General features: G+C 59.7%; 19 protein-coding genes. 6 read left to right on the forward strand and 13 right to left on the reverse strand.

What is annotated here, in order from left to right:
* Window positions 1-46 precede the first annotated feature (46 nt).
* The gene (locus J4D25_RS18635) at window positions 47-649 is read right to left on the reverse strand and encodes a hypothetical protein (RefSeq protein ID WP_057713637.1); all 603 of its coding nucleotides are present in this window, start codon (window positions 647-649) and stop codon (window positions 47-49) included.
* A 233-nt stretch (window positions 650-882) separates the two neighbouring features.
* On the opposite strand from J4D25_RS18635, the gene J4D25_RS18640 reads away from it, so the two are divergent.
* Entirely contained in the window at window positions 883-1608 is a 726-nt protein-coding gene (locus tag J4D25_RS18640) for a 4'-phosphopantetheinyl transferase (protein ID WP_198530231.1), read from the forward strand.
* A 108-nt stretch (window positions 1609-1716) separates the two neighbouring features.
* Here the strand turns inward: J4D25_RS18640 and J4D25_RS18645 are convergent, their stop codons facing one another.
* A complete protein-coding gene (locus J4D25_RS18645) occupies window positions 1717-3327 on the reverse strand; it encodes an ATP-binding protein (RefSeq protein ID WP_057713636.1) in 1611 nt (536 codons plus the stop codon).
* A complete protein-coding gene (locus J4D25_RS18650; RefSeq protein ID WP_008051517.1) occupies window positions 3324-4046 on the reverse strand; it encodes a response regulator in 723 nt (240 codons plus the stop codon). Before J4D25_RS18650 ends, J4D25_RS18645 begins: the two co-directional genes overlap by 4 nt.
* Window positions 4047-4784: 738 nt before the next feature.
* Between J4D25_RS18650 and J4D25_RS18655 the strand changes: the two genes are divergently transcribed.
* Complete coding sequence (locus J4D25_RS18655; RefSeq protein ID WP_057713635.1) at window positions 4785-7679, forward strand: ribonucleoside-diphosphate reductase subunit alpha; 2895 nt, start codon at window positions 4785-4787, stop codon at window positions 7677-7679.
* Between the two features lie 266 nt (window positions 7680-7945).
* Here the strand turns inward: J4D25_RS18655 and flgE are convergent, their stop codons facing one another.
* The 6 genes from flgE to J4D25_RS18685 form a co-directional block, all read right to left on the reverse strand.
* On the reverse strand, window positions 7946-9277 hold the full coding sequence (gene flgE / locus J4D25_RS18660; protein WP_057713634.1) for a flagellar hook protein FlgE: 1332 nt from the start codon (window positions 9275-9277) through the stop codon (window positions 7946-7948).
* A gap of 31 nt (window positions 9278-9308) precedes the next feature.
* The gene (gene flgD, locus J4D25_RS18665; RefSeq protein ID WP_057713633.1) at window positions 9309-10031 is read right to left on the reverse strand and encodes a flagellar hook assembly protein FlgD; all 723 of its coding nucleotides are present in this window, start codon (window positions 10029-10031) and stop codon (window positions 9309-9311) included.
* 15 nt (window positions 10032-10046) lie between these two features.
* Window positions 10047-10490 (reverse strand): flagellar basal body rod protein FlgC, encoded by a 444-nt coding sequence (flgC, locus tag J4D25_RS18670; RefSeq protein ID WP_057713632.1) that lies wholly within the window; start codon window positions 10488-10490, stop codon window positions 10047-10049.
* 3 nt (window positions 10491-10493) lie between these two features.
* Window positions 10494-10901 (reverse strand): flagellar basal body rod protein FlgB, encoded by a 408-nt coding sequence (gene flgB / locus J4D25_RS18675; protein WP_008051530.1) that lies wholly within the window; start codon window positions 10899-10901, stop codon window positions 10494-10496.
* A gap of 363 nt (window positions 10902-11264) precedes the next feature.
* Window positions 11265-12092 carry a protein-glutamate O-methyltransferase CheR gene (cheR, locus tag J4D25_RS18680; RefSeq protein ID WP_057713631.1) on the reverse strand — a complete coding sequence of 276 codons (828 nt, stop codon included), beginning with the start codon at window positions 12090-12092 and terminating at the stop codon, window positions 11265-11267.
* 45 nt (window positions 12093-12137) lie between these two features.
* Window positions 12138-13070, reverse strand: coding sequence for a chemotaxis protein CheV (locus J4D25_RS18685; protein WP_007980130.1), 933 nt, complete (start codon window positions 13068-13070; stop codon window positions 12138-12140).
* Between the two features lie 82 nt (window positions 13071-13152).
* On the opposite strand from J4D25_RS18685, the gene flgA reads away from it, so the two are divergent.
* The 4 genes from flgA to J4D25_RS18705 all read left to right on the forward strand — a co-directional run bounded on the left by flgA (window position 13153) and on the right by J4D25_RS18705 (window position 15760).
* The gene (gene flgA / locus J4D25_RS18690; RefSeq protein ID WP_057713630.1) at window positions 13153-13911 is read left to right on the forward strand and encodes a flagellar basal body P-ring formation chaperone FlgA; all 759 of its coding nucleotides are present in this window, start codon (window positions 13153-13155) and stop codon (window positions 13909-13911) included.
* A gap of 167 nt (window positions 13912-14078) precedes the next feature.
* Window positions 14079-14405 carry a flagellar biosynthesis anti-sigma factor FlgM gene (flgM, locus tag J4D25_RS18695; protein WP_057713629.1) on the forward strand — a complete coding sequence of 109 codons (327 nt, stop codon included), beginning with the start codon at window positions 14079-14081 and terminating at the stop codon, window positions 14403-14405.
* A gap of 48 nt (window positions 14406-14453) precedes the next feature.
* Window positions 14454-14921: a flagella synthesis protein FlgN gene (locus J4D25_RS18700; RefSeq protein WP_057713628.1), complete on the forward strand. Its 468-nt coding sequence runs from the start codon at window positions 14454-14456 to the stop codon at window positions 14919-14921.
* 92 nt (window positions 14922-15013) lie between these two features.
* Window positions 15014-15760: a flagellar brake protein gene (locus J4D25_RS18705; protein WP_057713627.1), complete on the forward strand. Its 747-nt coding sequence runs from the start codon at window positions 15014-15016 to the stop codon at window positions 15758-15760.
* Between the two features lie 63 nt (window positions 15761-15823).
* Here J4D25_RS18705 and J4D25_RS18710 read toward each other — a convergent pair whose 3' ends face one another.
* The 4 genes from J4D25_RS18710 to J4D25_RS18725 form a co-directional block, all read right to left on the reverse strand.
* A complete protein-coding gene (locus tag J4D25_RS18710; protein WP_057713626.1) occupies window positions 15824-17206 on the reverse strand; it encodes an MFS transporter in 1383 nt (460 codons plus the stop codon).
* Between the two features lie 70 nt (window positions 17207-17276).
* Window positions 17277-18521, reverse strand: coding sequence for a glutamine synthetase family protein (locus J4D25_RS18715; RefSeq protein ID WP_167362901.1), 1245 nt, complete (start codon window positions 18519-18521; stop codon window positions 17277-17279).
* 201 nt (window positions 18522-18722) lie between these two features.
* Window positions 18723-19415 (reverse strand): sensor histidine kinase KdpD, encoded by a 693-nt coding sequence (locus J4D25_RS18720; protein WP_057713624.1) that lies wholly within the window; start codon window positions 19413-19415, stop codon window positions 18723-18725.
* Complete coding sequence (locus J4D25_RS18725; RefSeq protein WP_057713623.1) at window positions 19412-21016, reverse strand: tetratricopeptide repeat-containing response regulator; 1605 nt, start codon at window positions 21014-21016, stop codon at window positions 19412-19414. The genes J4D25_RS18720 and J4D25_RS18725 overlap by 4 nt, the downstream gene beginning before the upstream one ends.
* Window positions 21017-21086: the final 70 nt, after the last annotated feature.

Genomic DNA, 21086 nt, shown 5'->3' on the forward strand with positions numbered 1-21086 from the left:
TCAGTCACTCGGGCTGATCCGGCGCAGGCCGTTCACGAAACGCTTGTCAGAAAGCGTAGTTGGCGGACAGGTAAGTCTGGGCGCTGCTGGTCAGGTCCAGCGAACCCTGCTTGCTGCCGCCGCGCTCACTCATCTCGGTGCTGGCGTTGCTGCGCAGGTAACGGTAACCCAGTTCAACCGAGGTGTTTTGCGAAACCTGTTGCAGCACACCCACTTGGCCACCGATGGCGTAGCCGATATCACTGTCGCGGCTGAAGCCTGGCGACTCCTGAGTCATTTTGGTCAGGCCGGCCGTGGCGCCACCGAACAGCCTGGTGCTAGCGCCCACCGGGTAGAACAGATCGTAGCTGCCCAGGAGATTTTCCTGACGCAGTTTAATGCCGTTGTGCGAGCCCGACACATTGTCGTAAGTGGCGTAGTAGCGGCCCTTGGTGTTTTGCTGGCCCAGACGAACACCCCAGGTGGTGTCCTTGCCGATTACGCCATCGGCGTTCGGGTGATTGAGGTTGTCGTTCAGGGCGTGGGATTTTTTAACCTTGTCGCTGGTCTGTCCAAGAGTAAGGCTGGCGAAGTTGTCGTCGGACGCGAAAGCTGCGGTGCTTGCGCTCAGAACCGTGAATGCCAGAAGCAGTTTTTTGAATCCAGTCATTGGGGAGTTTCCTCATGTGCCGATTGTTTTTTGGGTACGAGGCAAGGTTACGCACCGCGCCCTGAACTCCCCCTGAACGCACCCTGAACCTGGGCTGAACCGACCCGCCCCGAATATTTCGACACGTTTCAGCAGCAGATCCGACCATGCAATGGAAAAGGCGGGCACCGACTACCAACTCGTCAGAAGCTTTGCACTACCCAGCCTCAAGCCAACCCGGCAAAATGCCAGATATGAACTCAACCCCCGCCCTGCCCGTCTGCTGCACGCCCCTCGATGACCATTGGCCGCTGCCGTTTGCGCTGCCCGATACGGTCCTGCTGAGTACTCATTTCGATAGCGCCCGACTGGACAGCGATGACTTCCAGCGCAGCGCTGTCGAAGCGCCGGCGAGCATCCAGCGCTCGGTGGCCAAACGGCAGGCGGAATTTCTCGCCGGGCGAGTGTGTGCCCGGGCCGCGTTACAGCGACTGGAAGGCTTGAGTTTCATTCCGGCCATCGGTGAAGACCGGGCACCGGTCTGGCCTGCTCATATCACTGGTTCGATCACCCACAGCACTGGCCGGGCCGCAGCGATCGTGGCGAACAAAAGCCATTGGCGCGGCCTGGGCATGGACCTGGAAAACCTGCTCAATGCCGAACGGGCCGAACGCCTGGCCGGGGAAATCCTCAATCCGCCGGAGCTACAGCGCATGGCGGCCGGTGATCACGATCAACGGGCGCTGCTGGTCACCCTGACATTCTCGGTCAAGGAAAGCCTGTTCAAGGCGCTCTATCCGATCGTTCAGCAACGCTTTTATTTCGAACACGCCGAAGTGCTGGAGTGGCGTGAGTCGGGTGAGGTGCGGTTGCGACTGCTCACCGATCTGTCCAGCGAATGGCGCAATGGCACCGAGCTGGATGCGCAGTTCGGGGTCAAGGACGGGCAGTTGCTGAGTCTGGTCAGCATCAAGGCCTGAAGTCTTTGGTGCCTGTCAGGCCGCCATCGCGAGCAAGCTCGCTCCCACAGGGGATCCAGTGTGGGAGCGAGCTTGCTCGCGATGGGGCCGCAACAGACAACACAAGGCTCAACGCTTCTCCTGATTGCGCGGCCAGCTCAGACTGAAGCACGCCCCGCCCAGGCTCTTGCTCTTGCCGATCAACGCGCGCCCGCCATGCCAATGGATGATGCGCCGCACAATGGACAGGCCTAACCCATGGCCTCCAGACGCGCGGGTACGGCTGTCGTCGAGACGCAGGAACGGCGTAAAGATCTTCTCCCACGCCGACTCCGGCACACCCGGCCCGTCATCCTCGATATCCACTCGGCATCGCTGCTGCCCCACTTGATAGCTGATGGTTACCCGTGATTGCGCGTGGCGCATGGCATTAGTCACCAGGTTCTGGATCGCCCGATGCAGATAGCGCGGTTCAGCCTCGACCCAGGCGTCGTCGTTATCGGCAGCCGATAGACACAAGCCCCGTTGCACCGTGACGTCGGCGCGCAACGGCGCCAGTTCTTCGATCACCTGATCGACCAAGGCATCCAGATCGATCCGCTGAAAGTTCAGTGCCGGCGAGCCCTGCTCCAACCGCGCGTAAGTCAGCATCTCGTCCACCAGCCGGTCGAGGTCCTCGATGTCGTGGTCCATGCCCTGGCAGTATTTTTCCAGGGCTTGCGGTGTGGTGGCCGAGCCGATCATCTCCAGGCCAAAGCGCAGGCGTGCAACCGGCGTGCGCAATTCATGGGACACCGCACGCACCAGTTCGCGCTGGATCGCCAGCAACTGCTGCAAGTGTTCGGCCATGCCGTTGAACGCCGAGGCCAGCCGTCCCACCGAGTCCGCGCCGCGCGCAGGCACACGGGTTTCCAGGCTGCCTTTGGCAATGCGCGTGGCGGCGGCTTCCAGGCCACGCAAGCGTCGCTCCAGCTGACGCACCAACAGATAGACGATCAAACCGATCAGCGTCAGGCCCAGCGCGGCGATCAACACCAACCACTCCGGCGGATAAGGATTCATCTGATACAAAGGGCCGATTTCCAGGACCCACGGCGTGCCCACCATACCGGCAAATACCCGGATCGAATCCCCCCCCTTGCCCAGCGCCATCACCGTATCGCCCTCGGATACCCGACGGCTCTGGTCTTCATCCATGTCCGCCTCGTCAACCGTGACCAGGCGCAGATCGAAGCCGAAACCCTTGCTTTCCTTCAATTGCGCCAGGCGCAAGGGTTGGTCGGCGACCGGGGTGCGCACCAGTTCATCGGTCAACAGGTAGATGGTCGCCCGGGCCAGTTGCTCGCTGATCTGCTGCACTTCCCCGGTGAGCATCAACTGTTCCTTGTCGCTGACCAGCTTGTAGACCTTCGCTGCGTGCGGCCCGGTCTGTTCCACCAGTGCCTGACCGCGCAACACACGGGTGCGCTGGGTCAGGTCGAGATCGGTCTCGGCAAAAGTTTTCAGCGCCAGTGGAATCCCCAGCAGCCGCTCCCACACCAACAAGGCCCGATGTCGTTCGGTCTGGTTCATCGGTTGCAGGTTGTCGGCCATCAGCGAGAACGTGCCGTGGGCCAGGCGCTCGCGGTATTGCTCGCTGCGCACCTCATTTAGCAGGTGCAACGCCAGCACACCGAGCACCGCCACCAGAATCAGCGCGGCGCACATGCCGCCATAGATACGCAGGAAGATCGAGTTCACAGGGACGGATCTACGCAAGCCTCGGGAACGAACAGATAACCTTTGCTGCGCACGGTCTTGATCAGCCGTGGATGCTCCGGGTCATCGCCGATCTTCGGGCGGATGCGCGAGATGCGCACATCGATGGAGCGGTCCTGACCGTCATAGCCAATGCCCCGCAGCGCGGTGAAGATCTCTTCCCGGGAGAGGATACGCCCGGCATTGGCCACCAGTAGCCAGAGCAGGTCGAATTCGGCGCTGGTCAGCTCGATGCCGTTGCCCTGCAGCCAGGCTTCGCGCAAGGCGTTATCGACGATCAGCGGGCCGAACTGTAGACGCCGCTGTTTTTCCGGGGCGACTTCGGGCGTTTCGCTACGGCGCAGCAGTGCCTGGATGCGCGCCAGCAGCAGGCGCGGGCGTACCGGTTTGCAGACGTAGTCGTCAGCCCCCAGGTCCAGGCCGAGAATCTGGTCAGTGTCATCGGTGCGGGCAGTGAGCATCAGGATCGGGCCGTCATATCGGGCGCGGACCTTGCGGCAAATGCTCAGGCCATCTTCACCGGGGAGCATCAGGTCGAGGATCACCAGGTCCGGTTGTTCCTTGATGATGCGATTCGCAGCGAGCGCACCATTGCCTTCGATCGATACACGCAGGCCATTGGCTTCCAGGTAATCGCGGGTCAGTTCGGCCAGTCGCTGGTCGTCCTCCACAATCAATACCTGCCAGGCTTCTTGCTCCACGGGTGACCTCTGCTTGCCAAAAACACTAATAAGGAAGGATCCGCCCCTCTTTTTGTAATGATTCGGGGGGATAAATATGTATACACACTGGGCCGATTGTATAAACGCCGCCCGTCGAGAACACAAGCGGGTAAATGCGTTCGGACAACAGGGTTTTTTGTGATAGGGTTCGCGCCCTTAAAAATCCGCCCGAGCGTTTTCGATGGTTGAAAATCGCTGAAAAAAGGTCCGGTCCAGCAGCGTCGCGGCCTACACGCCGGTTACCTCTTTCACACACAATTTACGCACAGGTTTATCCACAGGCAGTACGTTGCAATCGCCCCCCAAAACGCATTATCTTGTACCCCGGCGCTAAAAAACCCCTAGATGTAGGGTTTTGCGCGAAAAACCAAACACAAACCAGACACCAATTTCAAGCGCTTTTATTGCCTCTGTCCGGTTGAACCATACGTATTTTTGAAAGACCAAACCGCGCGTGCGGATGGCTACTGTATTTCGGCCCCGAGTGGTCAAAACGGTACGGGTGTTGCAGTCCCAACTGTCACCCTCAAAGGACTCCGGTCTCAGGCCCAAGGCGTGAGACCAAAGACTTCGGCATGGAAGCGGCGCCCTATAGCCCCCTTCCTACTGTCCCGAAGTTGTTATGCCCGGCGCTCGCCGGTTGTAGTGCTTCAGGACGGAACGGTGGGCACCGTGATGGTGCCCAAACAAACATAGAGAATGTGGAGACACCCCCCCATGCAAACCGACACAACTCGCGAGAACCCGCAGGGCACCTTGCCGCAGGCCGCTGATTCGAATTCGGATCTGTCCGCCACCGCGCCAGGCCAACTGCGTGTGATCAAGCGTAACGGCACTGTCGTTCCCTACACCGATGACAAAATCACCGTCGCCATCACCAAAGCGTTTCTCGCAGTTGAAGGCGGCACCGCCGCTGCCTCGTCGCGAATCCACGACACCGTTGCCCGCCTGACCGAACAGGTCACCGCGACCTTCAAGCGTCGCATGCCATCGGGCGGCACCATCCACATCGAAGAAATCCAGGACCAGGTCGAACTGGCCCTGATGCGTGCCGGCGAGCAGAAAGTCGCCCGCGACTACGTAATCTACCGTGACGGTCGTTCGAAAGAACGCGCTGCCCACGCCCCGGCCGAGGAAGCGGTCAACGCTCACCCGTCGATCCGCATCACCCGCGCCGACGGCAGCCTGGCGCCACTGGACATGGGTCGCCTGAACACCATCGTCACCGAAGCGTGCGAAGGCCTGGAAGAAGTCGACGGCGACCTGATCCAGCGCGAAACTCTGAAGAACCTGTACGACGGCGTGGCCCTGACCGACGTCAACACCGCCCTGGTAATGACTGCCCGCACCCTGGTTGAACGCGAGCCGAACTACTCGTTCGTGACCGCGCGCCTGCTGATGGACACCCTGCGTGCCGAAGGCCTGGGCTTCCTCGGTGTAGCCGAGAGCGCCACTCACCACGAGATGGTCGACCTGTACGCCAAGGCGCTGCCGGCCTACATCGCCAAAGGTATCGAATACGAGCTGCTGAACCCTGAGCTGGCCAATTTCGACCTGGAAAAACTCGGCAAGGCGATCAACCACGAGCGCGACCAGCAGTTCACCTACCTGGGCCTGCAAACCCTGTACGACCGTTACTTCATCCACAAGGACGGTATCCGTTTCGAACTGCCGCAGGTGTTCTTCATGCGCGTGGCCATGGGCCTGGCGATCGAAGAGAAAGACCGCGAAGCCCGTGCCATCGAGTTCTACAACCTGTTGTCGTCCTTCGACTACATGTCGTCGACCCCAACCCTGTTCAACGCCGGCACCCTGCGTCCACAGCTGTCGAGCTGCTACCTGACCACCGTGCCGGATGACCTGTCGGGCATCTACCACGCGATCCACGACAACGCCATGCTGTCCAAATTCGCCGGCGGCCTGGGCAACGACTGGACGCCAGTCCGTGCACTGGGTTCGTACATCAAGGGCACCAACGGCAAGTCCCAGGGCGTTGTACCGTTCCTCAAAGTAGTGAACGACACCGCCGTCGCCGTTAACCAGGGTGGCAAGCGCAAAGGCGCTGTCTGTGCCTACCTGGAAACCTGGCACATGGACATCGAAGAGTTCATCGAACTGCGCAAGAACACCGGTGATGATCGTCGTCGTACCCACGACATGAACACCGCCAACTGGATCCCTGACCTGTTCATGAAGCGTGTCTTCGATGACGGCAAGTGGACCCTGTTCTCGCCATCCGAAGTGCCGGATCTGCACGACCTGACCGGCAAGGCCTTCGAAGAGCGTTACGAGTACTACGAAGCCCTGACCGAGTACCCGGGCAAGGTCAAGCTGTTCAAGACCATCCAGGCCAAAGACCTGTGGCGCAAGATGCTGTCCATGCTGTTCGAAACCGGCCACCCATGGCTGACCTTCAAGGACCCGTGCAACCTGCGCAGCCCGCAGCAGCACGTGGGCGTGGTCCACAGCTCGAACCTGTGCACCGAGATCACCTTGAACACCAACAAGGACGAGATCGCCGTTTGCAACCTGGGCTCGATCAACCTGCCGAACCACATCGTCGACGGCAAGCTGGACACCGCCAAGCTGGAACGCACCGTGAACACTGCCGTGCGCATGCTAGATAACGTTATCGACATCAACTACTACTCGGTGCCGCAAGCGAAGAACTCCAACTTCAAGCACCGTCCGGTCGGCCTGGGCATCATGGGCTTCCAGGATGCGCTGTACCTGCAGCACATTCCTTACGGTTCCGACGCTGCCGTCGAGTTCGCCGACAAGTCGATGGAAGCGGTCAGCTACTACGCGATCCAGGCTTCCTGCGACCTGGCTGATGAGCGTGGCGCCTACGAGACCTTCCAGGGTTCGCTGTGGTCCAAAGGCATCCTGCCGCTGGATTCGCAACAAATCCTGATCGAAGCCCGTGGCCAGAAGTACATCGATGTCGACCTGAAGGAATCCCTGGACTGGGCACCGGTTCGCGCCCGTGTGCAGAAAGGTATCCGTAACTCCAACATCATGGCCATCGCACCGACCGCAACCATCGCCAACATTACTGGCGTATCGCAGTCGATCGAGCCGACCTACCAGAACCTGTATGTGAAATCGAACCTGTCGGGCGAATTCACCGTGATCAACCCGTACCTGGTTCGCGACCTGAAGGCTCGCGGTCTGTGGGACTCGGTCATGATCAACGACCTGAAGTACTACGACGGTTCGGTGCAGCAGATCGAGCGCATCCCGCAAGAACTCAAAGAGCTCTACGCGACTGCCTTCGAAGTGGACACCAAGTGGATCGTTGACGCCGCCAGCCGTCGTCAGAAGTGGATCGACCAGGCTCAGTCGCTGAACCTGTACATCGCTGGCGCTTCGGGCAAGAAACTGGACGTGACCTACCGCATGGCCTGGTACCGTGGCCTGAAAACCACTTACTACCTCCGTGCCCTGGCTGCGACCAGCACCGAGAAGTCGACCATCAACACCGGCAAGCTGAACGCGGTTTCCAGCGGCGGCAACCACGGTGACGACTCGGTCCTGGCGGCGCCTGCAGGTCCCGCTCCAGTGCCAAAGGCTTGCGCCATCGACGAGCCGGATTGCGAAGCTTGCCAATAAGCTGAGCCAGCAAGCACCCAAAGGTGCTTGCTCGAAACCCCCGATCAGCCTCTGGCGGGTCGGGGGTTTTCTTTTGCCTGTAGGAGCGAGCTTGCTCGCGATGGTCTTGAGGGCGCCGCGTGAATCCAGACAGCGCGCGTTATCGTTGACGACCATCGCGAGCAAGCTCGCTCCTACAAGCGAAGAGGCCATCACAGCCAATACAAAACCCCAGGCCAAAAAAAAGCCCCTCTGATGAGGGGCTTTTCATGCAGCGCGATCCAGCATCAAGTCATCTGAATGATGGTCTGCATGATGGTGCTCTGGGTGGAAATGGTCTTGGCGTTCGCCTGGTAGTTGCTCTGCGCCTTGATCAGGTCGACCAGTTCGTTGGTCAGATTGACGTTGGACTCTTCCAGGGAGTTGGAAACGATCGAACCCAGGGTGCCGGTCTCCGGCGCATCGTAGCCCGGGATACCCGACGCGTAGGTTTCTTTCCAGCTGGTGCCGCCTACCGGCTGCAGGCCTTGCTCGTTGGTGAAGCTGGCCAGGGAAATCTGGCCGATCGGCTTGGTCTGGTTGTTGCTGAAGTTGGCCAGCAGCACACCGCTGCCGTCGATGGTCAGGTTGGTGATCTGGCCGGTGGCGTAACCGTTTTGCGCCGGAATCGAACGCGCGGTGTCGGCATTGAACTGGGTAGTGTTGGCCATGGCGATGGTCAACCCTGCTGGATCGGCTGCGGCACCGTTGGCTGTCCAGACGCCATTGGTGACACTGCCCGGGGTCCAGTTGGTGATCTTCAGGTCACTGCTGATCACCGAAGTCGGTGGCGTGGTTGGTGGTGTCACTGGCGTGCTGACCGAAGTCAGTTTGCCGGTGGAATCGAACGACATGGTCGAAGCAACCGGCGCGGTAACAGTAGGATCACTGCCATCCGGATTGCGGCCATCGATCAGTGTGTAGGTGTCCCACGTGTTCGCTCCAGTCTTGACCATGTATTGATCCATGGTGTGCTGGTTACCCTGCGTATCGTAGATCGGGGTACTGAACGATTTGGTAAAAGTCTCGGTTTTGGACGGGTTGAACTTGTTCGCCGCAACCGTCTGGTCGATCACTGCCGACGTCGAGTTCAGGTTGATCGTCGACGACACGGTGCTGGTGGACTTCGGTGCCAGGTTGGACGTGTCGATCCGCAGGTCCGTCAGCACGCCATTGACGATCTTGCCGTTGGAGTCCACACCGTAACCTTGCAGGCGGGCAGTACCGTCGCTGTTGGTGACGTAGCCTTCCTTGTCGGTCTTGAACGTACCGGCACGGGTATAGGTCAGCGAGCCGTTGTTGCTCAGGACAAAGAAGCCGTTGCCCTGGATACCCATATCGAGCACGTTGCCGGTGTTGCTCACGTCACCCTGGCCGAACTGCTGGGAAACGTTGGCCAGGCGCACGCCGTTGCCGACGGTCTTGCTGCCGGTGCCTAGGCGGGTCGCCGAGTACACGTCTTCGAATTCTGCACGGGACGATTTGAAACCGGTGGTCGCGACGTTGGCGATGTTGTTGCCGGTCACGTCCAGTTGTTTGTTGGCTGCATAGAGACCGCTAAGGCCGATATTAAAAGACATCATCCACTCCTTTATGCCGTATTAGTCGGCTCTACATACCAATGGTTTGTACTTTGGACAGAGCAACGCTGCCCAGCCCGGCCAGATTGAGCATCAACTCACCGCCGGTCTGGCTGATGGTCACGCTGTTGACGGTCGCGGGCAGGTTGGTGATCAACGCAACGGACTGACCATCGATCGTGGTCGTGGCGCCGAAGGTATAGGTGCCTGCAGGTACGGTCTCACCCGCATCGTTCTTGCCGTCCCAGATGAAGCTGGCGTTGCCGGCCTTCTGTGAACCGAGGTCGATGGTGCGCACTGTCTTGCCGGCTGCGTCGGTGATCTTCAGGGTGGCAGACGCCACCGAAGACGGAACGACCACCGTGCCGCTGAGGCTCTTGGTGGTATCGACCACGGCCTTGTCGCCAGGAGCGATGACCGAACGCCCCACCAGCGACGATGCCTGCAAGGCTTGGGACGAGTTGTAGTTGCTGGCCAGGCCGGTCACCGTATCGTTGAGCGTGGTGATGCCTTCCAGGCTGCTGAATTGCGCCAGCTGGGCCACGAATTCGCCGTTGTCCTGGGGTTCCAGCGGGTTCTGGTTTTTCAACTGAGTAACCAGCAATTTCAGGAATGCATCCTTGCCCAGGGCCTTGTTGCCCGTGGCGCTGCCGGTTGCCGACGCGAGGCCGTCAGTCGTGGTGCTGGTCTTGATCGAGGAGTTGGCCAGGATATCGTTGAGGCTCAAACCACTGGTGGAATCGGTAACACTCATCTGAGTCGCCCCTTATCACTGACCGAGGGTCAGGACCTTCTGCATCATGGTTTTGGCGGTGTTCATCATTTCGGCGTTGGTCTGGAACGAACGGCTCGCGGAAATCATGTCGGCCATTTCCTCCACCACATTGACGTTCGGGTAATAGACGTAACCCTTGGCATCGGCCGCCGGATGGTTCGGCTCGTAGCGCGCGTCAAGATTGCTCTGGTCTTCGACCACACCCAGCACCTGAACACCCTGACCGGCGGCGTCCTGGCTCTGGAACAGCGAATCGCTGCCGCCGCTCTGCCCGCCCTGGAACATGGTGGCGAATACCGGGTGACGCGCACGGTAGGTCTGGTCGATGCTCGACGAGACCGTTTCGGCGTTGGCGATGTTCGAAGCGACGGTGTTCAAACGCGTGGTCTGCGCACTCATGCCGCTACCGGCAATGTTGAAAACACTGGATAGAGACATGGCTTACTCTCCGCGCAGGGCTGACACCAGCCCTTTGAATTTGCTGTTGAGCAGGGTGAAGCTGGCCTGGAAGCCGATCGCGTTTTCCGCGTAGTTCGACTGCTCCAGCTGGGCGTCCACGGTGTTCTGGTCAATCGACGGTTGCATCGGCGTGCGATACAGCAACGACTCGTCGCCATTGCCCAGGCCTTCAGCCTCGATATGACGGCTGTTGGTCATGTTCAAGGCGAAAGTGCCGCTTTTGGTTTTCTCGTTCTGCTCGGCGAGCACTTTCGAGAAGTCCAGGTCCCGAGCCTTGTAGTTCGGGGTATCGGCGTTGGCGATGTTGTTGGCCAGGACTTCGGCACGCTGGGCTCGGAAGCCCAGGGCTTGTTCGTGGATACCGAGCGCTTTATCGAAGCTGATGCTCATGTCGGGAAACCTTCGGGTGACCTGATTTTTCGTAGAATCAACTTAGCAAGCCCCATGCCAATTCAAAAACCCCCGGAAACCGGGGCCTTGCAGGCCATGGCAACATGGCAATGCCAGAAAAGCGGCAACGGTTTTCCGCCGGATGCCGCTTTTCTGCCGCCTCCTCACCCTTTTCAGAACACCGCCGCCCCTGTGGGAGCGAGCTTGCTCGCGATTGCGGTGTGTCAGGGAAAGTTGAACTCGACTGTCAGGACGCTATCGCGAGCAAGCTCGCTCCCACAGGGGTCAGCAGCGTTTGCAAGAAATCAGCACACAAAAAACGGGAGCCTATAAGGACTCCCGTTTTCGATGACGCCGGCAAATTCACTTCGCCTGGTAAATGATCCCCGGGCTGCACTGGACCATCTGGTAATGATCCGGCAAACCGTTCAACGCTTCGGAAGCACCGAGAAACAGGTAACCGCCTGGCTTCAATGTGCTGTGGATACGCAGCAGGATGTCCTTCTTCACCTCGGCGGAGAAGTAGATCAACACATTGCGGCAAAACACGATGTCGAACTTGCCGAGGCTCGCGTAGCTGTCCAGCAGGTTGAAGGAACGGAATTCCACCCGGCTCTTGATCGGCGCCTTGATCGCCCAGCGCCCCGCCCCTTTCGGGTCGAAATAACGCTGCAAGCGCTCAGGCGACAGGCCGCGGCCGATGGCCAGGCTGTCGTACTCGCCGGTCTTGCAGTTGTTCAGCATGGTACCGGACAGGTCGGTGGCAACAATCTGTACGCCCATCCTCAACTGGCCCATGTTGACCCGCTCGAACTCGTCGATGGACATCGACAACGAATACGGCTCCTGGCCCGACGAGCATGCTGCCGACCAGATGCGCAGGCGCTGACCGGGACTGGCCTTGATCGCTTCGGGCAGTACCTTGTTCTTCAAGACTTCAAACGGGTAGGTGTCACGAAACCACAGGGTTTCGTTAGTGGTCATGGCATCCACCACCTGCTCGCGCAAACCGCTGCGCGGCTGGGTCTGCATGCGCTGAACCAGTTCCCCCAAAGACTTGATGCCTTGCTGTTCCATCAGTTTGTTGAGACGGCTGGAGACCAGGTACTGCTTGTTTTCACCGAGCAAAATGCCACAGGCTTTTTCCAGAAATACCCGGAACTGTTCGAAATCCAAATTACCCGTAGACAATGATGCCGCCTCTTAAATCGTGTTGACTGCCAGGGGTGCGAACCCCTAGCTGATATCTGCTGCTTTGATCCGGTCGACTACCCGGGATGCCAGGTCATCAGGACGGAACTTGGCCAGGAAGTCATCGGCACCGACCTTCTTGACCATCGCCTGATTGAATACCCCCGACAACGAAGTATGCAGGATGATATGAAGCTTTTGCATGCGCGGGTCGTTGCGGATTTCCGCCGTCAGGGTGTACCCGTCCATCTCCGGCATCTCGATGTCGGAGATCATCATCAGGAACTCTTCTTCCGGCTTCTTGCCCTCGTCGACCAGTTTGCGCAGGTAGTCCAGCGCTTGCCGACCGTCGTTCAACGCCACCACTTCCACGCCGACCGTTTGCAGGCAGCGCGTGACCTGCTTGCGCGCCACCGACGAGTCGTCGACCGTCAGCACGCGCAACGAAAGCGCCTTGTGCTGGGTTTCGACATCCACCACGCCGACGGAAATCGCTTCCGGCGTCGGCGCCACTTCCGCCAGCACCTTCTCGACGTCGATGATTTCGACCAACTGATTGTCGACCCGCGTCACTGCCGTCAGGTAGTGATCGCGCCCGGTGCCCTTGGGCGGCGGATGGATCTCCTCCCAGTTCATGTTGACGATGCGTTCCACCGAGCGGACCAGGAAACCCTGGGTCTTGGTGTTGTACTCCGTGATGATCACGAAGGGGTTGTTCTTGTCTTTCAACGCGCCGGAACCGGTCGCCATCGCCAGATCAAGGATCGGAATGGTCGCCCCCCGGATGTTCGCCACGCCGCACACGACAGGACTGGATTTGGGCATCAGCGTCAGTTTGGGGCATTGCAGCACCTCCCGAACCTTGAACACGTTGATCCCGTACAGTTGCTGGCCGTCGAGACGGAACAACAACAACTCAAGGCGATTCTGCCCCACCAGTTGCGTGCGCTGGTTTACCGAATCCATTACACCAGCCATGCCAGACTCCTACGCCAACGCCAAGTGTTGTTGCGACGCGCCTTCATCACTAAACGGCACGGCGCTTGCTTTTTTAATCGTTATGAACACAAAACCGACATTTTTTCGACGCCTGACCACACCGTACCGCAAATTGCTCGGCGTGCTGGCGGCTGTTTGCCTGTTCAACGCTGGCAGCCCTGCCCTTGCTGACGCGGTTACCTTGCCTGACATGCTTATCGGCGTCACTCAGGGCTTTCTTGAATTCACCGTAGAAGACTATCTGGCGACCAGTCAAACGGAGGGTCGCTACGAGATCCAGGTCAACCAGCTCGATCCGCGCATGCACATGCCCATGTGCGACAGGGAATTGACAGCAACACTCGAGAGTCCCAAGCCGCTGGGACGGGTTACGGTCAAGGTTCGCTGCGAGGGCGCTTCCCCCTGGACGGTGTTCGTACCCGCTCAAGTCCGCCTGTTTCGCGATGTCGTGACCAGCGCCCGGCCACTGCGCCGTGCCGCCATTGTCGAGCCTGGGGATGTGGTCCTGCGCGAGCGCGATATCAGCCTCATCAGCCAGGGCTACCTGACCGCCCTCGATCAGGCGATCGGACAGCGACTGACCCGACCAATGGTCGCCGACCAGGTGATTACCCTGGTGCATATCGAACAGGCCGAAGTCATCCGCAAGGGTGATCAGGTGGTGATAACCGCCCGCAGCGGTACCCTCAGCGTGCGCATGCCGGGCGAAGCCCTGTCAAACGGCAGCCTGAGCGAGCAGATCCGGGTGAAAAACCTCAACTCCCAACGAGTCATCAAGGCGCAGGTCATGGCGCCGGGGCAGGTGGAAGTGTCCATGTAATTCGCTCTGTTCATCAGAATGTGGCGCTTGCCGCGGCTGTTCCCTAGACTGTGCTCCATGCAGGGCATGCGCTGACGCGCGCAAGGTTCATTGATAAATGAGCCTAAAGTTTTCCAGGGAATGGCCGAAACCATGGCAAGCGTCCAAATTCCCAGAGGTTTTTTATCATGGTCATCGATTTCAGCCGTTTGAACAGCTCCTCGTCCCTGACGGGCAGTACACGTACCAGCGCCAGCAAGGAAAGTGCCGAGGCCGGCAAATCCGCGCCGCTGGAGTCCGCGGCCGAACAGGCCGGTACCGTCAAAAGCGGGGAATCGGTACATCTCAGCGATGAGGCTCAACAGTTGCAGAAGGTCACTGAACAGCTGCGCGATCAGCCTGCCGTCGACAAAGCCCGCGTGGCCGAATTGAAAGCAGCGATTGCCGATGGCAGCTATAAAGTCGACAGCAACCGTGTAGCCAGCAAACTGCTCAACTTCGAAGCCCAGCGCTAGGCCACCGCCGGCGCCAGGCTTTTGGACGCTTAAAACCCAAGGCCAGCCATGCACGACACTCATTTACTGCAACTGATCACCGACGACTTTGCCCCAGCGCAACACCTGCTGGAGTTACTGCAGACCGAATCCCTCGCATTGCATGGCCGCGACATGCCATTGCTCGAGAACATCCTGGCGCAGAAACAGGCATTGGTCGTTTTGCTCGAACAGCATGGCCGCAAGCGCAGTGAAATCCTTGCCAATCTCAACCTGCCGACCAACCGTGGCGGTCTGGAGCAATTGGCCAGCCAGTCGAGCATTGGCGAGCAGTTGCTGGCGCAAAGTGACGTGCTGACCGATCTCCTGGCCCAGTGCCAGGCCATCAACGCCAACAACGGCCAGTCGATCCTCACTCAACAGGCCGCTACAGCCACCCAGCTGAAAATCCTCAACGGCGGTGAAACCCCGGCGCTTTACGATGCCAGCGGAACATTCTCCAAGCTTGCCAAGCCGCGCCCGCTCAGTCAGGCATGAGCCGGTCAATGCCCCCGCTCTATCAAGACGCGCAACATACTGGCAAACTGCTAGCCAGTCGTAGTCAAATTTTGTCTGGAGATTGATTAAACGTGTCCAATGCCTTATCCGTGGATGATGCTCCGCAGCCACCCAAGGTGCTCTCCACGCCCTTGGAAATCTCCAGCAACCTGCGCCAGTTGCTCGAAAGCCATGACCCGCTGATCATCACGTTCCACGAGCGCAGCCAGCGCTTCCAGAGCTATCTGGTGGATCTGGACCGTGACAGCAACATGATTGCCCTGGACGAAATGATTCCCCGTGACGGCGAGCGTTACCTGCTGGCGGGCGAGTCGTTCAGGGTCGAAGGCTTCCACGAAGGCGTACGCATTGCATGGGAAAGCAACGGCCAGTTGAACATCGACGAATCCGGTGGCAGCCGCTGCTATCGCGGCCCCCTGCCCGATGAAGTGGTGTACCACCAGCGCCGCAATGCCTTCCGCGCCGCGCTGAAGCTGGCACAACTGGTCAACGTCAACCTCGACGGCGAAAAACTCAAGGCGCCCATCAGCGGCAAGCTGCTGGATATTTCCGCCACCGGGTGCAAACTGCGCTTCGACGGCGACATCACCGGCAGCCTGCAACTGGGTCAGGTTTACGACCGTTTCAACGCCGACCTGCCCTTCGGCAAGATGACCGCGCCGGTCGAGTTGCGTTATCTGCACTTCGAAGAAAGGATTTCCACCACCTTCGCCGGCGTTCGCTTCCACAACATGAGCGGGCTGGTGCAACGTCAGGTCGAACGCTTCGTCTACCAGTTGCAACGCGAAGCGCGTCGCTTCGACAAAGACGACATCTGATAGCGCATCAACAAAAAACGGGCACTCCCTTGCGGTGACTGCCCGTTTTTTTGTGCCCCGGTTTTAAGGCCTGGCCTCGCTGAAGTTAGGATCCCGCCCTGTATCAGGGTCTTGCGGCGGCTGATCGGTTTCAGTTTCGGTGACAGCTTCAGGTTCTGATTCAGGCTCTGGCGCTGTACTCACCGGACTGTGCATCTGGTCCTGCACCACCTGCTCGTCAACACGCGGGTCGAGGCAGGCCACCAGTGGCGAACTCGTCATATTGTCCGGCATGGCCACGTGATGCAGCGGTGCGTCGTCGACCTGATGCAGGTTGGTCACTGCTTTCGGGCGAATCCGCCATACCAGCACCAACGCAAAGAAACTGAAGAACGCATAGAGCATCTGGCTGCCGAACAGTTTCATCAGCACACCTGCCACCAGCGGCCCGATACTCGCACCCACGCCATAGGTAACCAGCAACATCGCCGTCAGGGACACCCGGCGATCACCTTCGACGTGGTCATTGGAGAACGCCACCGCCAACGGATACAGGCAGAACTGCACCAGCGAACAGAGGAACCCGGCGATGAACAATACCTCCAGCGGCACCTGCGGCATGATTGCCAGCGGCAGTGCAGCCAGTGCCAGGCTGAACGCGAAACTGCGGATCAGCACGGCCCGATCGTAGCGGTCGGACAACCAGCCCAACGGCCACTGCACCAGCAGCCCGGCAAAAATGCAGCTACCCATGAACAGACCGACCTGCTCGGTGGACAACCCTTGCTGCGAGGCATACAGCGGCGCCAGACCGTAGAACGAACCGACGATCAGGCCCGCTCCGAGCACCGTGCTCAGTGACTGCGGCACGCGCTTGATAAAGAACCGTGGCTCCATCGGTGCCGGGTGCAAGGGTGCCGGGTGAATGCGCCGGGTCAGGGCCACGGGTACCAGGCACAGCGCGAAGCACAGGGCGACCAACATCAGCAATTCAAGCCCCAGCCCTGGGTGCATGACCAGAATCAACTGCCCCAGCACCAACCCCAGGTACGAAGCGATCATGTAGCCGCTGAAGACCATGCCACGCTGATTGGCATCGGCCTGTTCATTGAGCCAGCTCTCGATCACCATGTACTGGCACATCATGCCGAGGCCGACGATCACCCGCAAAAACAGCCAGGCCGGCAACCAGTCCACCAGGCCATGGCCGAGCACCGCCGCGCCAACGATCCCGGCACACGCCGAATAGGCCCGGATATGCCCGACCCGGGCAATCAACCGGTGACCGATCTTGCCCCCCAGCACCAGGCCGAAATAGTTGGCAGCCATCAGCGCACCGACCCACAGACTGTCGACATGGTCGGCAGCCAGGCGCAACGCCAGGTAAGTACTCAACAGACCCGAGCCGATCAACATCATCAGCGAGGCGAAATACAATGCTCGAAAGGATTTCCAGATTTGGCGCATCGGCGTTCCGAGCGGCTCCTTGCAGTGAGAATCGGCTATCGCTAAACGATAGCCGGATGTCGACGGAACGTCAGGCCTGGGCTGCTAAAACACGCCTTTCCCAGGGAGTAATTTCATCATGGAAACTGGTCAGTTCCAGGGTCTTCGAAGCGATGTAGCCTTCGATGAATTCCGCGCCGAACAGTTCCTTGGCCAACTGGCTACGTTTCAGACGCTCGAGTGCCGCATGCAAGGTACACGGCAACGAAAGATTGTCCGGCACCTCGAACTCACCCTGGATCGGCGCGCTCGGCTCCAATGTCTTCTCGATGCCATGCAACCCCGCCGCCAGGCTTGCGGCAATCGCCAGATACGGGTTGGCATCGGCCCCCGGCAAGCGGTTCTCGACCCGACGGGCCACCGGCAAACTGGCCGGAATGCGCAGGCCGGCCGCCCGGTTGTCGTAGGACCAACAGGCATTATTCGGTGAGGCGTAAGGGTGGCACAAGCGCTGATAGGAGTTCACGTTCGGCGCAAACAACGCAGTGAAATCGGCCATGCACGTTTGCTGACCGGCAATGAAGTGGCGGAAGGTGGCCGTCTCCTGCCCCGCCTCGTCGCTGAACACGTTACGCCCGGAATCGATCTCAACCACGCTCTGATGGATATGCATCGAACTGCCCGGCGTATGCGCCAACGGCTTGGCCATGCACACCACGCTCAGGCCGTGCTTGAGGGCCACTTCCTTGAGCAGGTGCTTGAACAGGAATGTCTGATCGGCCAGCAACAGCGGATCACCGTGCAGCAGATTGATCTCGAACTGGCTGACACCCATTTCGTGCATGAAGGTGTCGCGAGGCAACCCCAACGCAGCCATGCACTCGTAGACTTCATTGAAGAACGGCCGCAAGCCGTTGTTGGAACTGACGCTGAACGCCGACTGACCATCCTCGCGACGACCGTCCAGCCCCAGTGGCGGTTGAAAAGCCAGGGTCGGATCGGTGTTGGGGGCGAAGACAAAAAACTCGAGCTCGGTCGCCACCACAGGCGCCAGGCCGCGGGCCGCGTAACGGGCAATCACCGCCTTGAGCTGACCACGGGTCGACAGGTTGGAGCTGGTGGTGGTGCCCAGTTCATCCGCATCGCAAATGGCCAAGGCCCGCGGTGGATGGCTCCAGGGCAAGCGATGGATTTGTGCAGGGTCCGGGATCAGCGCCAGGTCGCCATCATCGCTGCCGTAAAACCGTGCCGGCGGATATCCGCCCATGATGCATTGCAGCAGCACGCCCCGCGCCATCTGCAAACGTCGACCGTCGAGAAAGCCCTCGGAGGTCATCACTTTGCCCCGTGGTACGCCATTCAAATCCGGCGTGACACATTCAACTTGATCAATGCCCGTCAATCGCTGCGCGAGTGAACTCAGGCCAACGGTCGTCATGACGCTATCCTTGTTATTGTGCGGGCCGCGAACGGCGACCGTACAAAATAGGCTCCACGTGTTCGGAATTTCAAGCAGCGTCGAAAAAAATGCTGTCGGTCAGGGCAGGTAAAGGCGGAACACCCCTCCGCCCAACGGCCCGCCATTGCTGATTTCGGTACGCCCACCCACGCCGTTGCGCTGATGCAGCGCGGCAATTCGCCCGGCAAAGTACAAGCCCAGCCCGGTACTGCCGGTGCTTTGATTGATACCCTGCACGTAATCGACCTGACGTTCGATCATCTGCGCCGGATACCCCTCGCCATCGTCATTGATGGTCAACACCAGTTGCCCGGCTTCGTCGCTGACGCTGATCAAAACGGCATGCCGTGCAAAGCGAATGGCGTTGTTGATGCAGTTGGCCAATACCGACGCGATCAACTCACGGTCGAAGAAACCCAGCGGGCTCAGCGGGTCCACTTCATAGGTGGCCATGATCCCGCGGCTGGCGAACACCTCCTGATGACAGGCCAGTTGCGCTTCGATGAAGTCGTCCAGTTCATGGTAGGCCGGTTGCAGCGGCATCTGGTTGACGCCGAGCTTGTACAGCCCCAGCAACTGCACCAGCATGCCGTTGAGGTGGGCGAATTCGAAGTCGATTACGCCCTGCTCCGGCGCCTGCCGCGCCGACTCCGGCAATCGCCCCAGCCACTGGCTGTGGGCCTGCATCAGCATGGCCAGCGAGTTCTTCATATCATGCACGGTCGAGGCGATCACCGTGGAGAAATCCAGTGCCGGTTCGTTGTCGTTCATTGGCCAAGCGCCTTGCTTTTCAGCTTCTGGTAACGCGGATAGCGCGCGTCGGTGTCGGGCATCAGGCCGACCATTTTCAGACAGACCCGGCACTCCTCAAGCTCTGCCGAGGGAACGCTGGTATCGGTGCCGTGCAACAACGATTGCGCCATGTTCAGGGCGATACTGATGTTCTTCGGTTGCATCGCCAGGGCCCTGCGAAATACCTGCCGGGCCTCCACCAGGTTGCCGGTCTTGTACACGCGCACGCCCTGACGGTTGAGTTCCGCGGCGGCGTTGCCGGAATTGAGGATGCTCGGGTCGTCGGTCTGCTTGGCGATGTCCTTCATGACCACCGGATCGTCGCCGTAGATTTCCACGCAGTTTTTCAGCATCGCGGTACCGGCCTCTGTCTGCCCGAGCAGTTTCAGTTGCTTGGCCACCAGCAACGCCGCTTCGGCGCTCATGAATTGCTCCATGCCGTCCAGACGCAGCAAGGCTTGCTCGGTGAGCTTGTCGGCCGTCTCGGCGTCGTTAAGCAACAGACTGGTGGCCTTCATCAGGCGCGCGCGGATTTGCAGGCCCGGATCGGAAGGGTTTTCCTTGGCCACGGCACTCAATGTGGTGTTGATTTCCAGACGGGTCCGCGTGTCCAGGCCCCGTTCGCTGCCCTTGCTGATCAATGCATGGGCCAGGCCGAGGTTGCTCTCGGCATCCTTGAACCGCGACTGCGCACCCTGGCTTACAGCCTGGCGATAGGCCTTGGCCGCCGTGTCGAAGTCCTCGTTGGTCATCGCCAGCTTGCCCAGCAACGCCTGGCGGCGCACCGCCAGCGGCGACAGGCGAATCGCCTCTTCCAGGACGCGCTGCGCCCCCTTGGTGTCCCCTTCGGCGACCAATACATCCGCCATGCCGTCATACAGCGACGGCATCATCGGGAAGACTTTCAAGGCTTTCTCATAAATACCCTTGGCCTGCCCGACCTGACCGCGCTTGAACAGCAACTTGCCCAACCCGGCAAACGCCCATGGCAACGGGCGGTCGGCGATGATGCTGTCATAGAGGCGCTCCAGCGCTTCGTTCTGATTCAGATCGCGCAGGGCATCGGCGCGATAGCGCAGGCACAACGGCGAGTAACGAATATCTTGTTTGCACAGGGCGATACAGGCGTTGAGCACCTCCATCGGCTTGCCCCGGTCGAGGGCCTGCAGGATCGGCTTGAGCAGAGTCTTGCGCTGCTCCAGGCGCTCCAGGCGCTGGGCCAGGCTGGAACGATTGAACGGCTTGGTCAGGTAGGCATCGGGCTCATGCTCCAATGCACTGAGCACCATGGCCTGGCTGGTTTCGGCGGTGACCATGACGAATACCGCCTCATGGCTGATCAGCTTTTCTTCCATCAGGTCTTCGAGCACCTGCTGGCCGTTCTTCTTGCCGTCACCCAGGTGAAAGTCCTGCAGGATGAAGTCGTAGGCCTTCTGCGAGCACATTTTCAGCGCCTGCTCACCGGTATCGGCAGTGTCCACTTCCTTGACGCCCAGTTCGCGCAACATCGACCTGACCGAACTGCGGAAGTCCGAGAAATCATCGACGATCAGAAAACGCTTTTGGTGATACGACAGCATCGAAGATTTCCAGGCAATTTAAGAAGAAGAACCCAAAGGCAAATACACGGACGGACTCAGCTTCGCAGCC

This window comes from Pseudomonas sp. GW456-L13 (assembly GCF_017350115.1).
Classification (GTDB): Bacteria; Pseudomonadota; Gammaproteobacteria; order Pseudomonadales; family Pseudomonadaceae; genus Aquipseudomonas; species Aquipseudomonas jessenii.

Coding starts and splice junctions, on each gene's coding strand:
- J4D25_RS18635 (WP_057713637.1), bottom strand. CDS start 649: ATGACTGGATTCAAAAAACTGCTTCTGGCATTCACGGTTCTGAGCGCA.
- J4D25_RS18640 (WP_198530231.1), top strand. CDS start 883: ATGAACTCAACCCCCGCCCTGCCCGTCTGCTGCACGCCCCTCGATGAC.
- J4D25_RS18655 (WP_057713635.1), top strand. CDS start 4,785: ATGCAAACCGACACAACTCGCGAGAACCCGCAGGGCACCTTGCCGCAG.
- flgE (WP_057713634.1), bottom strand. CDS start 9,277: ATGTCTTTTAATATCGGCCTTAGCGGTCTCTATGCAGCCAACAAACAA.
- flgD (WP_057713633.1), bottom strand. CDS start 10,031: ATGAGTGTTACCGATTCCACCAGTGGTTTGAGCCTCAACGATATCCTG.
- flgC (WP_057713632.1), bottom strand. CDS start 10,490: ATGTCTCTATCCAGTGTTTTCAACATTGCCGGTAGCGGCATGAGTGCG.
- flgB (WP_008051530.1), bottom strand. CDS start 10,901: ATGAGCATCAGCTTCGATAAAGCGCTCGGTATCCACGAACAAGCCCTG.
- J4D25_RS18685 (WP_007980130.1), bottom strand. CDS start 13,070: ATGGCTGGTGTAATGGATTCGGTAAACCAGCGCACGCAACTGGTGGGG.
- flgA (WP_057713630.1), top strand. CDS start 13,153: ATGAACACAAAACCGACATTTTTTCGACGCCTGACCACACCGTACCGC.
- flgM (WP_057713629.1), top strand. CDS start 14,079: ATGGTCATCGATTTCAGCCGTTTGAACAGCTCCTCGTCCCTGACGGGC.
- J4D25_RS18700 (WP_057713628.1), top strand. CDS start 14,454: ATGCACGACACTCATTTACTGCAACTGATCACCGACGACTTTGCCCCA.
- J4D25_RS18710 (WP_057713626.1), bottom strand. CDS start 17,206: ATGCGCCAAATCTGGAAATCCTTTCGAGCATTGTATTTCGCCTCGCTG.
- J4D25_RS18715 (WP_167362901.1), bottom strand. CDS start 18,521: ATGACCTCCGAGGGCTTTCTCGACGGTCGACGTTTGCAGATGGCGCGG.
- J4D25_RS18720 (WP_057713624.1), bottom strand. CDS start 19,415: ATGAACGACAACGAACCGGCACTGGATTTCTCCACGGTGATCGCCTCG.
- J4D25_RS18725 (WP_057713623.1), bottom strand. CDS start 21,016: ATGCTGTCGTATCACCAAAAGCGTTTTCTGATCGTCGATGATTTCTCG.